At 28.7% G+C, this 12917-nt stretch carries 15 protein-coding genes; 13 read left to right on the forward strand and 2 right to left on the reverse strand.

Going from position 1 to position 12917, the window contains the following annotated elements; all coding sequences use genetic code 11:
- The 12 genes from OM90_RS12830 to OM90_RS11110 all read left to right on the forward strand — a co-directional run.
- A partial coding sequence (locus tag OM90_RS12830) for a hypothetical protein (protein WP_058486942.1) occupies positions 1-330 on the forward strand: 330 nt, incomplete at its 5' end.
- 711 nt (positions 331-1041) lie between these two features.
- Positions 1042-1749, forward strand: a complete 708-nt coding sequence (locus OM90_RS11060) for a ribonuclease H1 domain-containing protein (protein WP_058486943.1) — start codon at positions 1042-1044, stop codon at positions 1747-1749.
- Between the two features lie 395 nt (positions 1750-2144).
- A complete protein-coding gene (locus OM90_RS11065) occupies positions 2145-2756 on the forward strand; it encodes a DUF4291 domain-containing protein (RefSeq protein WP_058486944.1) in 612 nt (203 codons plus the stop codon).
- Between the two features lie 463 nt (positions 2757-3219).
- A complete protein-coding gene (gene rpsU / locus OM90_RS11070; RefSeq protein WP_058486945.1) occupies positions 3220-3393 on the forward strand; it encodes a 30S ribosomal protein S21 in 174 nt (57 codons plus the stop codon).
- Between the two features lie 32 nt (positions 3394-3425).
- Positions 3426-3869 (forward strand): GatB/YqeY domain-containing protein, encoded by a 444-nt coding sequence (locus tag OM90_RS11075; protein WP_058486946.1) that lies wholly within the window; start codon positions 3426-3428, stop codon positions 3867-3869.
- Between the two features lie 85 nt (positions 3870-3954).
- On the forward strand, positions 3955-4266 hold the full coding sequence (yqfC, locus tag OM90_RS11080; protein ID WP_058486947.1) for a sporulation protein YqfC: 312 nt from the start codon (positions 3955-3957) through the stop codon (positions 4264-4266).
- A gap of 20 nt (positions 4267-4286) precedes the next feature.
- Positions 4287-5525 carry a sporulation protein YqfD gene (gene yqfD / locus OM90_RS11085; RefSeq protein ID WP_058486948.1) on the forward strand — a complete coding sequence of 413 codons (1239 nt, stop codon included), beginning with the start codon at positions 4287-4289 and terminating at the stop codon, positions 5523-5525.
- Positions 5488-6447 carry a PhoH family protein gene (locus tag OM90_RS11090; protein WP_058486949.1) on the forward strand — a complete coding sequence of 320 codons (960 nt, stop codon included), beginning with the start codon at positions 5488-5490 and terminating at the stop codon, positions 6445-6447. The genes yqfD and OM90_RS11090 overlap by 38 nt, the downstream gene beginning before the upstream one ends.
- 11 nt (positions 6448-6458) lie before the next feature.
- Complete coding sequence (locus tag OM90_RS11095; RefSeq protein ID WP_058486950.1) at positions 6459-8723, forward strand: HD family phosphohydrolase; 2265 nt, start codon at positions 6459-6461, stop codon at positions 8721-8723.
- Positions 8635-9141 (forward strand): rRNA maturation RNase YbeY, encoded by a 507-nt coding sequence (ybeY, locus tag OM90_RS11100; protein WP_058486951.1) that lies wholly within the window; start codon positions 8635-8637, stop codon positions 9139-9141. Before OM90_RS11095 ends, ybeY begins: the two co-directional genes overlap by 89 nt.
- A 27-nt stretch (positions 9142-9168) precedes the next feature.
- The gene (locus tag OM90_RS11105; protein WP_058486952.1) at positions 9169-9846 is read left to right on the forward strand and encodes a DUF502 domain-containing protein; all 678 of its coding nucleotides are present in this window, start codon (positions 9169-9171) and stop codon (positions 9844-9846) included.
- Between the two features lie 15 nt (positions 9847-9861).
- The gene (locus tag OM90_RS11110) at positions 9862-10254 is read left to right on the forward strand and encodes a cytidine deaminase (protein WP_058486953.1); all 393 of its coding nucleotides are present in this window, start codon (positions 9862-9864) and stop codon (positions 10252-10254) included.
- Positions 10255-10354: 100 nt separating this feature from the next.
- Here OM90_RS11110 and OM90_RS11115 read toward each other — a convergent pair whose 3' ends face one another.
- Positions 10355-11878, reverse strand: a complete 1524-nt coding sequence (locus OM90_RS11115; protein WP_058486954.1) for a recombinase family protein — start codon at positions 11876-11878, stop codon at positions 10355-10357.
- Positions 11879-11962: 84 nt separating this feature from the next.
- A complete protein-coding gene (locus tag OM90_RS11120) occupies positions 11963-12181 on the reverse strand; it encodes a hypothetical protein (protein WP_058486955.1) in 219 nt (72 codons plus the stop codon).
- 303 nt (positions 12182-12484) lie between these two features.
- Between OM90_RS11120 and OM90_RS11125 the strand changes: the two genes are divergently transcribed.
- A partial coding sequence (locus tag OM90_RS11125) for a TRM11 family methyltransferase (RefSeq protein WP_330381866.1) occupies positions 12485-12917 on the forward strand: 433 nt, incomplete at its 3' end.

The raw sequence follows: 12917 nt of genomic DNA on the forward strand, positions 1-12917 counted from the left end.
TATAGAGATAGACTTAGGAAATTAGATATGGGAGGAAAAACTAAACGAGTAGCAACGATTGATTATAATACAGAAGATGAAAAAATAACTCAATGGATAATAGATAAACTAACTTTCTTAACAGATGATTCTATATGGTTAATTCCCTGCGGTGAAACAGGAATTTGGTGGTCAAAAGCAAAAGTGCTTAATTATAAAGAAGCTATAGACCAATTATGGCAACAAAGACGTTCATTATACATAATAGATATAGACCATGACGTTATTTTTGATGTATCATGTGAAGAAGATAATGAAGGAAAAAAGTTTTTCATAATATGGACAGCATAAATATGTATAATTTGAAATAAAAATAGAATTGTTTTTAAAAAAGCCCAAAGTAAATGGAGAAAGAGAAATTTATAGATATTTTCTTTATTACTGACTTTGAGCTTATTTTAATATATAAATTAATTTTCAAATTTTTAATAAACTTAATAAATATAAGTTTCAATTTAATATTTCTTACAAAATACTTAATAAGAAAGCACAATAATATGCATTTTTAGTGGAGTAATATAATAGCCCAACTCGATAAAGAAGACAACATAAAAACAAGAGGAACAAATGGTTTTTCTTTAGATGTAAAATTTTTTAAAATTATTGGTATAAATCTTCCTTCAGATTACGTAAATTTTATAAAAACTTATGGTGTAGGTGGAATTGATAATTTTTATATAAAATAATAACAAAAGAATTAATATGTAATGCATTTCCTGATGATTTTCCAAGTGATAAAAGCATATTTGTGACAGTAAATATAATGGAAAAACATTTTTTGAAGTGATACATACAGTGATAGACGTAGTAGAAATTGGAACAAAAAATGATTGGAATAATTATAAGTGTAAAGGGGATTGTTTTTTTGGAAAAACAACATTTATTTTGACGTATATAGAGATGCTTATGATATAAACTAAGTATAAAAAGAAGATAAAAAATAGATTATTTTATTTTTATAGAATATATTATAATAAATTCTAAAAAAGGAAGGAATTAAAAATGGCAAAAACTAAAAAAAAATTTTATGCTATAAAATACGGTATAAATCCAAAAACAAAAGAAGAAGTTAAAAATATAATCTTAACTTCTTGGAAAGAAGTAGAACCCTATATTAAAGGGGTAAAAGGGGCAAAATATAGTGGATTTATTACAAAAAAAGAAGCTGAAGATTATTTAAAAAAAGCAGATTCTCTAATGAGAAAAAAGGATAATAAATATCCAAAAGACTGCCTACATTGCTATGTAGACGGAAGCTTTAATAAAGACATTAACAATTATTCTTATGGATTAGTATGTGTTAAAAATTCTGAGATTATACATTTTGAAAAAGGTCTTGGAAGAAATAAAGATGCAATTGGTATGCAACAAATAGGAGGAGAACTTTTAGGAGCTATGAAAGCACTTTTATATGCAAAAAAATACAGCCATAATAAAGTTGTTATTTTTCATGATTATGAGGGAACTTGTTATCATGCTACAGGATATTGGAAACGTGATAATGAGTTTAGTAAAATATATTATAATTGGATGCAAGACTTTTTCAAAAACAATACAGAAGTAGAAGTGAACTTTTGTAAAGTAGATGCTCATACAGGAGATGATTTTAATGAAATAGCAGATGGATTAGCAAAATTAGCATTAAAAATAACTCCTCCAAATGAATTTTATAAATTGTCAGAAAAATACAATATAGATATAACAAAATAAACAGGTGAAAAGTAAAACAATATAAAAATATTTTTTTATGTAAATCTTTTAAAAATCTTTTGTAACTTCTTACAAACTTTATAAAAGGAGTTATCTTTTATCATGTTAAGTGTTATAATCATATTAGTCGTCCTTTCTAGGTGATTGTTTTGTGTGCTACTTAACATGATACTAGAAAGTGGCGACTATTTTAATGGAATTTTTAGTTATTCAACAACCTAAATAATCATATAAAAGATTATAGCGATAAGTTAAAAAATTAATTCAACAATAGAATAAGATTTTTTGAAATTTAGACATTAGAATGTTTTGAAGATTTATTAAAAGTACTTATTTTAAAAGAATATGGAATTAAAAACTAAATTGTAAAATTATAAAAGAAAGGAAAATTTTAAATGATACAAAATAGAAAAAATTTTTTACGATCTAATAAAAAAATACTAGCTCAATTTGATGAAAACACCATTAGAGTGTATCAAGCATATAATCATAAAATCGCCAATGAAGCTGTAAAATTAGGAACATTTGGAACACATTTCAAAATGGATAGAATGACTTGGATTAAGCCCTCATTTTTATGGATGATGTATAGGTCAGGATGGGCGACTAAAGAGGGACAAGAAAGAATATTAGCTATTGATATAAAAAGAACAGGATTTGATTATATTCTTGAAAATGTTGTATTATCTTCATTTAATTCAGAAATATATGGACGATATGAAAAGTGGAGAGAATTACTTGAAAAGTCAGAAGTTAGATGTCAGTGGGATCCGGATAGAGATATATATGGGAATGCTTTAGATAGACGTGCCATCCAACTAGGCATAAAAGGCGAGATGGTTAATAAATATGTGAATGATTGGATAGTAAAAATTACTGATATTACTGATATCGTTATTGAATTAAGAGAGAAGATAAGAGCAAAAACTTTTAAAGAAAGTATGCTTCCCATAGAAGATGAATATCCTTTGAATGAAAGATTAAAGAAAACCCTTGGAATTATTTAATAATTAGATAAATAGTTTAATGATATTTCGATTGTTTAATTTTTAATTTTCAATATGTATATATGAATTTTATAGACTTTTTAAAAATCTAGAATTAAAAGATACAGTAAAACATATATCAATTGTATTAATTGACATTGATAGTGATGAAGAAGGAACATATAGTGATACAGCTATTATAATTGCTTCTGAATCAGAAGAGTTTTTATATAATTACTTTGGAGAACTTCGTTCTAGTGAAATAAGTATTATTGAAGAAGTGATTTAAAGAAAAATTAATAAATATTGTTTAAATGGTTGTATAAGAAGTCTATTCTTCAGAGAAATGTAGTATTTGTTAAAAATTAAGTTTAATTAGTATTGACGAAAACTTCTTAGTTGTGTATAATTGAGTACAGTGCTTTAAAACTTTTCTCCGTATTATGCATAAAGCACAACCTTGCAGCCGGAGGGAGGGGAATTTATGTCAGAGGTTATCGTTAGAGAAAATGAATCTTTGGATAGTGCTTTGCGTCGTTTTAAAAGAAATTGTGCTAAAGCCGGCATTATGCAAGAGATTCGTAAAAGAGAACATTACGAAAAACCAAGTGTTAAACGTAAAAAGAAATCAGAAGCTGCTAGAAAGAAACATAGATAATTTTTTATAAATTATATAAAAGGATGATGAATATGTCTTTAAAAGCAAAGCTTATGGAAGACATGAAAGCAGCTATGAAAGAAAAAGATACCATTCGTAAGAATGCAATTCAAATGGTTCGTGCTGCAATATTACAAGTGGAAAAAGACAAAAGAATTGAATTAAATGATGAAGATATTATTTCAGTTATTGGAAAAGAGGTTAAGAAGAGAAAAGATGCCCTTTCCGAAATTGAAAAAAGTAATCGTCAAGATATGATTGATGATTTAAAAAGAGAAATAGATATTTTAATGAATTATCTTCCTGAACAGCTATCTGATGAAGAATTAGAAAAAATAATTGATGAAGTAATTTTAGAAGTCGGTGCATCTTCCATGAAGGATATGGGGAAAGTAATGGGAGCTATCGCTCCAAAAGTAAAAGGACGTGCTGACAACAGAAGAATTAGTGTAATAGTTAAACAAAAATTAAATTAAAAAAGCTACGTAATTATACGTGGCTTTTTTTTATGTCTTAAAAATTATTTTTTTGCATATTAATTTATGAGAGGGAGGAACGCCTATGGGAAATAAGAAAAAAATAAAAAAAAATCAAGAAAACTCAAAACCAACTATTTTAAAGAAAAAAATAACAGATATGTTTGAGCTCCCAAAAGAAGTAGTTTTAAATCTTCCTATGATTTCTATGATAGGCAATGAAGAAATACATATTGAAAATTATAAAGGAATTCTTGAGTATGATTCTGAAAGAATAAGAATTTATACAGTTAATGGAATACTAAAATTAGAAGGAAGAAATTTATTTTTAAAAACTATGACAACAGAAGAAATAGTTATAAAAGGTACCATTTTAAAAATTGAATTTTTATCTTAAAAATATTAAGAGGTGGTAGGATGTTTTTGTCCATATGGAATTATTTGCGAGGTTATGTTACTATAGAAGTATATGGATTTTCTGTAGAAAGATTTATGAATTTGGCATCTTATAAAGGAATTTATCTTTGGGACATAAAAAGAAATAATAGTAAAGTTCAAATGAAAGTAAGTATAAAAGGTTTTCGTATGTTAAAAACTTGTGCTAAAAAGACTAAATGTAAAATTAAAATTATACAAAAAAAAGGTTGGCCCTTTGTAGCACATAGATATAGGAAAAGAAAAATGATGGCATTGGGAGGATTGATTTTTCTTGGAATATTATATCTTTTATCTTCTTTCATATGGGTAATAGAAATTAATGGTAATGAAAAAATTTCTACAGAAGAATTAATAAAAGCTTTAGAAGAATATGGGTTAAAACCAGGGACATGGAAAAGAAACATAGATACTAATCAAGTTGAAAATTTTTTGATTACTAATTTTAATGATATTGCATGGACTGCAGTAGATATTAAAGGGACAAAAGCAATTATAGACTTAACTGAAACTGTTACAAAACCTGAGATTGTAGATAAAGATACTCCTTGTGATTTAGTAGCTGAAAAAACCGGGTTAATAATAAGTATGGTAATTAGGGCGGGAACTCCAAAAGTAGAAGTAAAAGATTTGGTTCAAAAAGGAGATATATTAGTTAGTGGAGAATTAGTTGTAAATTCAGAAGATGAAATACAAGAAAAAAAATATGTTCATGCTGATGCAGATATATTAGCAAAAACTCGATATGAATTAACTTATGAACAACCTTTATTGTATATGGAAAAGCAATATACAGGAAAAGTAAAAAAACAATATGGAATAGAAGTGATTAATAAAGAATTTAATTTTTTTAAACCTCGCATTTCTTTTCAAAATTATGATAAAATTATTAATAAGACACAATTATCTTTAACAAAATATTTAATTCTTCCTATTCAAGGAGTAATTTATGAATATAAGGAGTATAAACCTATTATTAAGAAAAAAACTTTAGAAGAGGCAAAAAAAATAGCAGAACAAGAAATAAAAAAAGAATTAGAAGAAAAGATAGGAGAAGATGGAGAAATTGTAACTCTTGATATTAAGTATTATACAGAAGAAAATTTTTTAAAGGCAAAAGCTGTTTCGACAGTTATTGAACCAATAGATAAACCACAATTAATTAATAGGAGGAAAACTATTGATGCAACAGAAGGAAAAGATACTACAGATACCAACTGAATATATTTTTAATATCTTTGGTAAATTTGATGAAAATATAAAAATAATTGAAAAAGTATTTAATACAGAAATTATTAATAGAGGTGAAGATATAAAAATTATAGGAGAAACAGATAATGTTAATAAAACTGAACGGGTTTTCAAAGAATTAATTAATTTAGCTAAAAAAGAAGAAACAATAAGTACTCAAAATATAGAATATATTATTTCTTTAGTTATGGAAAATAAAGAAGAAGAATATAGTAAAATTCATTCAGATTTTATATGTATGACAGTTCAAGGGAAACAAATAAAAAGTAAAACTTTAGGTCAAAAAAAATATGTAGATATGATGAGAAATAATACTGTAGTGTTTGGAGTAGGACCAGCAGGAACAGGTAAAACATATTTAGCCATGGCAATGGCTATAACAGCTCTTAAAAATAATGAAGTTAACCGTATTATTTTAACTAGACCAGCTATAGAGGCAGGAGAAAAATTAGGATTTCTTCCAGGAGATTTACAAAGTAAAGTAGACCCTTATCTTCGACCATTGTATGATGCTTTATATGAAATTATGGGGGCAGAAGCCTTTCTTAAAAATATGGAAAAAGGGATTATAGAAGTAGCTCCTCTAGCATATATGAGAGGACGTACTCTTGATAACTCTTTTATTGTTTTAGATGAAGCGCAAAATACTACTCCAGAACAAATGAAAATGTTTTTAACTCGTATTGGATTTGGTTCAAAAGCAGTAATTACAGGAGATATTACACAAGTTGACCTTCCTTTTGGGAAAAAATCAGGATTAACAGAGGCTCTTAAAGTTTTAAAAAATATAGAAGGGATAGGGATATCTTTATTATCTAAAAAAGATGTAGTGAGACATCCGTTAGTACAAAAAATTATTCATGCATATGAAAAATATGAAAACAAAAAATGAGGAGGATTATATTGGATAGGGGGCGTATATTAAGGGTAACATTAATTATTTTTTCTTTTTTACTAACAGTTACAATGATTTTTACAGGAGAATATTTTCAAACAACTGAAAATATAAAAGTAGGAGAAGTTTCTCCTAAACGGTTTGTTGCTCCAAGAGAAGTAGAAAATAAATTAGCAACAGAAAGAAAGAAAAATGAAATAAGAAATAATACAGAACCTTTATATAAACAGAACCCAGATATAGAAGAACAAGCAATTTCTAAGATAGAAGTTTTTTTTAATAAGTTAAATGAAACAGAAGAATATTTAGAAGAACAAGAAAAATTACAAGAAGAAAATGATTTAGAAGAAAGTAATAAGGAGAATATATCTAATAACACGGAAGATATAAAAGAGGAATCTCAAATAGAGCAGATAGAAATAAAAGAAGGTATATACCAAGAAAATGAAATAGAATCTATAAAAGAAGATGCATTAGAAGATTTTAAAAAACAATCTTCTATTTCTATATCCAGAGATCAGTTTGAATTTTTAATAGAAATAGGAGAAAGTAAAAGAAATGAATTAAAAAATCATTGTATAAGTATTGTACAGTCCATATTTAATATGGGAGTTAGGGAAGAAACAAAAACTAAAAGCATATTAGATGTAAAAGAAAAATTTACTTCTCTTGATTTAGATAATGATATGCAAAATATAGGATACGATATTGTTTCTTCTGTTATTCAGCCTAATATGATTGTAGACGAAGTTGCTACTCAAAAAATGTTAGAAGAAAAATTATCAGAAGTTGAACCAGTTATAATTCTTAAAGGGCAAAAAATAGTTGATGAAGGAGAAATAATAACAGATGAAATTTATGAAATACTAGAAGAATTAGGTTTTGGAGAAAAAAATTTCAAAGAGGAATTAGTAAAATATATAGGGGTTATCTTATTAATATGTTTACTTCAAACTTTTATTTATATTTATATTTGGTTATTTAATAAATCAATAGTAAATAGTAAAAAAGAGATGCTTTTATTAGCTTCTATTTATTTTATAAGTATGATAATGATAAAATTCTTGTCTTCTCTACATTTTGCGTGGCTACCTATACCAATTGCAGGAATGCTTTTAGCAATTCTTTTAGATATAAGATTAGGAATTGTTTTAAATGGATATATTTCGGTCATAGGAGCTTTGATTAGTAAAGAAGGTTTAGACTTTATTATATTTTTCTTTATAGTAGGAACCATTTTTTCTATGTTAGTTATGAATACTTATAAAAGAAGTAGAATATTATGGGTAGGAATTTTAGCTGGATTTCTTAATGGAATTACTTTTTTTAGTTTAGAATTATTTTTAAATGGAGCGTATACTTTAGAAATTCTTTATTCTACAATGTATGCGTTTATAAGTGGACTTTTAGCAGTTATTATTACAGTAGGTAGTCTTCCTTTTTGGGAAGTTGCTTTTGATGTTGTAACACCTATTAAATTATTAGAACTAACAAATCCAGAACAGCCATTGTTAAAAAGGTTATTAATAGAAGCTCCAGGAACCTATTATCATAGTTTGGTGGTTGCTAACTTAGCAGAAACAGCAGCTGCAGATATAGAGGCCAATTCTCTTCTCGCTAGAGTAGGAGGATATTATCATGATATAGGGAAAATTGTATATCCTCAGTATTTTAAAGAAAATCAAGTTTTAGATAATCCTCATGATTATATGGAACCTTTAGTTAGCTCAAAAATAATTCAACAGCATGTTACAAATGGATTAAAAATTGCAGAAGAATATAAATTACCAAGAGCTATAAAAGATATGATTTTACAACATCATGGAACTACATGTATTCAGTATTTTTATTATAAAGCTTTAGATATGAAAAAAGAAGAGGATATTTCAAAAGAAGATTTTTCTTATGAAGGGCCTAAACCACAGTCAAAAGAAGCAGCTTTAATTATGTTAGGAGATACAGTAGAAGCAGCAGTACGGTCTATGGATCCTAATGATAAAACTAAAGAAAAAATAGAAGCATTAATAAGAAAGCTTATAAAAAGTAAATTAGATGATGGTCAATTAGATGAAAGTAATCTTACAATAAAAGATTTGGAAATTATTGTACAAGCCTTTTTAAAAGTATTCAATGGAATGTATCACGAAAGAATAAAGTATCCAGAAAAGATGGAGGAAGATAAAAATGAATATTTTAATAAAAAACAGCACATCATTTCAATTAACAGAAAAGATAAAGAATTTAATAAATCAGATAGTGGTACAAGCTCTTAAAGAAGAAAAGTATCCTCTTAATGTAGAAATAAGTCTTAGTTTTGTAGATAATGAAGAAATAAGAAAAATAAATAAAGAATATAGAAATATAGATAAAGAAACGGATGTTCTTTCTTTTCCTTTATTAGAATTTGAAGAAGATAATGAGTCGGATGATAATGAATTTTCTTTAGAAGGACTAGAAGAATACATTAATTCAGAAACAGGAGATTTAATGTTAGGAGATATTATTATATCTGTTGATAAAGCTAAAGAACAAGCTATGGAATATGGACATTCTATAGAAAGAGAAATAGGATTTTTAATATCTCATAGTATGTTTCATTTGATGGGGTATGATCATATGAATGAAGAGGAAGAAAAAGAAATGTTTGAAAAACAAGAGAAAGTTTTAAATTTAGTAGGGCTTAAAAGATAAATTAGTTTTAACTTAAGGAGACTAAGTATGAAGAAACTAAAAAACTTGTTTTATAATAATGAAGTAAGGCAAAGTTTTTTAGAACTTAGAAGATTATTTTTATCAGGATTAGTTTCAATACTTCCTATTGCTTTTACTTTTTATACTGTAGGGTTAGTTTTTAATTTTGCAGATAAAATTCCAAGAAATATTATTGCTAGAATAATAGTAATTTTACTTTCTATTTTTAATAAAAAAATATCTGTGGAAGAAGTAAATGTTCCCGGTTTAGGTCTTATTGCAAGCATTTTTTTGATTATAGTTGTAGGATATATTTCTACTAATTGGATAGGGAAAGGGATAATAAAGCTAATAGAAAATTGGATTTTAAAAATTCCTGTAGTAGGGAATGTATATACAGGGATTAGTCAAATTATGAATAGTATTCTTACAAAGAAAAAAAGAGCTTTTAAAGAAGCAGTACTAATAGAATACCCTTATAAAGGCTGTTATGCTATAGGGTTTGTGACTGCTGATGCGCCTTTAGAAATTTTAGAAATTACTAAAGAAGATTTGATAAGTGTCTTTGTTCCCACGACTCCTAATCCAACTTCAGGATTTATGCTTATGATGAAAAAAACAGAAGTATATAAATTAAATATGTCAGTAGAAGAAGCAATTAAAATGGTTGTATCAGGAGGGATTCTTATTCCAGATAAAAATTAAATTAGGAGGAGAGATATGCCTTATAAAAAATTAATAGAAAAAGCTTATAAAGCTAAAGAAATGGCTTATGTTCCATATTCTAAATTTCAAGTGGGAGCAGCAGTTTTAACAGATAGTGGTAAAATTTTTACTGGTTGTAATATAGAAAATGCTTCTTATGGTGCGACTAATTGTGCAGAAAGAACTGCAATTTTCAAAGCCATATCTGAAGGAGAAAGAAATTTTAAAGCAATTGCTATAGTAAGTAGTTCAGGAGATTTTACTTATCCTTGTGGAATTTGTAGACAAGTTATAGTAGAATTTATGAAAGATGGAGAGATTATATTAGCTAATGAAAAAGGAGAATATAAAGTTTATACTGTTCAAGAAATACTTCCCTTCGCTTTTACAGAAAAAGATATAAAATAAAAACTCTGCGTTTGCAGAGTTTTTTAATAGTATTTTTTAGAATCAACATATTCTTGAAGAATTCTAGAAGTTTCACCAAATCGTTAAGATGACAATGATTTTATATCTTCCATATTATTTCTATCTTTTCCTTTGATACAAGTACCTTTGTAATCAATATATCAACTATTTTTTGTTTATCCTCTTTGGATACTTTATCCCACATTTTAAAGATTGTTTCTATAGCATCTGTATCTAACTGCTTCTGATTATTCTTAACGGCTTCCAACTTGTAGATTTGTCTATTTAGGTTTGCTATTTCCTCAGTGAGCTTATCAACCTCCACATTCATGCGTTTAATTACTGCCTGACTTGCAAATGCAAAGTTTTTAAGTATATTATCTATTTGTTTATTCTTTTCTGCTATTTCAGCTTTTAATTTATTTATTTGAGCTTGATGAGGATTGTCTTGTTGTTGTTGCTCTATCCTTAATGACTTAATCTTTTCTTCCATTGCAGATAAAACAATACTTTCTATTTTGTCTTTATGTACAGCTCCAACTCCATCACATTTCTTAGCTGACGCAGCAGAACATATATAATATTCGTTATAGGTCGATTTGCCAGTCCACTTGTTATACCTCATAGCATAACCGCATTTAATACACTTTAATTTACCTGATACCCAAGTCGTATGTGACCGTCTGCCATTAGGAATTTGAACATTTTGCTCAGCTTTCAGCCTACATCTAATAAAAGTATCAGAATCAATTATACCTTTGTGAGGTGCTAAGACTAAGACCATGTTTTCATACTGGCTCATATTCTTTCCACTTCCCGCATTATTTGCTACATTCTTAGTGTATAAGTAGCAACCATTTATTCCAATAAAACTGCTTGCGTCATTTACAATTTCTGTTCCTCGTGACTGATAAAAGTTATATATGTCCATGTCTGCCTTAACATAAATGGGATTACGCAATATTTCAGTCAGTCTTGAGGTACTCCACTCAACTCCTCGTGTCTTTTTGATACCTTTCTCCTTAAAATAACGCACAATATCAGCTAAAGACGTATTTGGTTGCGAGTACATTTCAAATATAATCTTAAGTTGACGAACTTCCTCAGGTATTGGTTCATACTGTGAGGTCTTTTTACCGTTAAGTGTAATAGGTACTCTCTTAAAACCATATGGAACCCTTCCACCCATATAAAACCCAGCTCTACTACGTGAAACGTATGCATCTATTACTCTCTGCTGTATAGTCTCACGCTCAAGCTGTGCGAAAACAATACATATATTCAGCATTGCACGACCAACGGGTGTAGAGGTATCAAACTTCTCATTTACTGATACAAACTCAACATTATGTTCACTGAAAACCTCCATAATTTCGGCAAAATCAAGAATGGAACGGCTTATACGGTCAAGCTTATAACAAACTACCTTTGAAATCTTACCTGCTCTGATGTCATTAAGCATTTCTCTAAATTTTGGGCGTTCTATATTTTTGCCTGAATAACCTTTGTCATCATAGACAATATAATTTCCATCTATAACCTCATGTTTGCATTGCTCTATCTGACTTTCGATGCTGATTGAGTCATCTTTGAATACTGATTGTCGTGCATATATCGCTATCATTATACCTATACCTCCCGTACAACAAATAAAAAGTGCCTATATTGGGATTATACCAACATAGGCACTCACTTTCAACGATTCGTACTATTCATTGTCAAGTTCGATTTTTAGTTTTGAGTATATATCAGATAAAACATTAAATAAGTCATTTGCTACTCGCTTTTCAGCTATCAATCGCTCATCATCTGTCATTTTAGGTATAGTATGTATAACCTGTACTTGCTCCTGCCTTCCCTTATTTTCAACCATATATACACCACCACCTATTGATGTATATGCAGTTGCTGATTGTCCTCTTGCCATAATAAAACCCCCATAAACTTATTTTTATGGGGGGTTTTATGAATGGCCTGATTTTGCAGAGCTTTTTTCAGATAAATTGCAGAAAATTGTTATTGGCCTAATGGTGTTTAACATAGTTAAGACTGGCCTAATGTGTGTAGTTGTGTTAAAATCTGCGTATAGGAGGTGGTAGGCATAGCACAATTAACAGAAAAGCAGAAGATGATTAGAGAGTATCTTAAAACAGCGTGGTCTCAGTCGGATAGAAGTGTTGGTCGTGCATTGGGTGTTTCTCATTCCACGGTCGGTAGGGTACGTCAAGAAATGATTCAAAGTGGTCGATTCGACCATCTGTCTAATGAGGACGAGGAGTGGATGCACCATCCATACATAGTCGCCAATAAGAGACTCCTTGAAAATCTAACTCCACGAGGTCTAAGGGCTATTAAAAAGCTTGACGTCCTTGATTACATGATGACCCACCCGCAAATAAAAAGCCCGTGCGTGGCACAGGCTTACTTGACACGGGAGAAAAGACAACAGCGTAAAGACGCCAGAGTAACAATATCCTTGGATGATGTTGATATTAGGGTCGCTGACGTTAGGCACGTTGAGCAGTTTGACTGGATAAGAGATGGAAGTGTTGACTTATGCTTATGTGACCCGCCTTGGGGTAAATCGTCGCCTGAGGTGTGCGAAGGTATAAGTAAAGTTGCTGCCAGTAAACTCCGTGATGGAGGCAATTTACTTGTTCTTG

It is taken from the genome of Defluviitalea phaphyphila, assembly GCF_001466305.1.
Classification (GTDB): Bacteria; Bacillota; Clostridia; order Lachnospirales; family Defluviitaleaceae; genus Defluviitalea_A; species Defluviitalea_A phaphyphila.